The sequence below is a fragment of the Oleiphilus sp. HI0086 genome (genome assembly GCF_001635225.1).
The window spans coordinates 1-539 of the sequence record NZ_LWFZ01001101.1 but is presented as its reverse complement, the minus strand read 5'-3'; the positions used below and the strand labels follow the sequence as shown (position 1 = coordinate 539).

1 protein-coding gene is annotated in these 539 nt (G+C 44.2%); it reads left to right on the top strand.

Annotation, left to right across the window (positions count from 1 at the left end):
• Positions 1-405, top strand: a 405-nt coding sequence (gene arfB, locus A3756_RS19505; RefSeq protein WP_231875582.1) for an alternative ribosome rescue aminoacyl-tRNA hydrolase ArfB, incomplete at its 5' end; no start/stop codon positions are given.
• Positions 406-539 lie beyond the last annotated feature (134 nt).

The following is a 539-nucleotide window of genomic DNA, read 5'->3' as shown; positions in this document are numbered from 1 at the left end:
ATTAACGACTACGTCACTATTCCTGATGAAGAGCTTCAGCTCTCTGCTATTCGTTCTCAAGGTGCGGGTGGTCAGAATGTGAATAAAGTTTCGTCTGCCATTCACTTGCGCTTTGATATCAAAGCATCTTCGCTTTCGGATTTTTATAAAGAGCGGCTGCTAGGCCTTAAGGATAGCCGTATCAACAAAGAGGGCGTCTTAGTGATCAAGGCGCAGCAGTTTCGTACCCAAGAGAAGAATCGTGAAGATGCGCTGGCTCGTTTAGTGGCTTTAATTCAAGCAGCAACGGTTGTTCATAAAACCCGGCGGCCAACGAAACCTAGTCGAAACTCTCAGCGAAAGCGCATGGATAGTAAGACCAAACACAGTCGAACCAAGGCGCTTCGCGGTCGGGTTAGAGACTAAACCTATTTAAGTCTTAGTCAGGTTTCTATTTTATATTTCCAATATTCTGGAAGTATGGTTGTGGTGGAGGCAGTTTATCTATAAGCTCCCTATTATGGATATCGAAAATGCAGCAAAACAATTAGAAGCTTTGG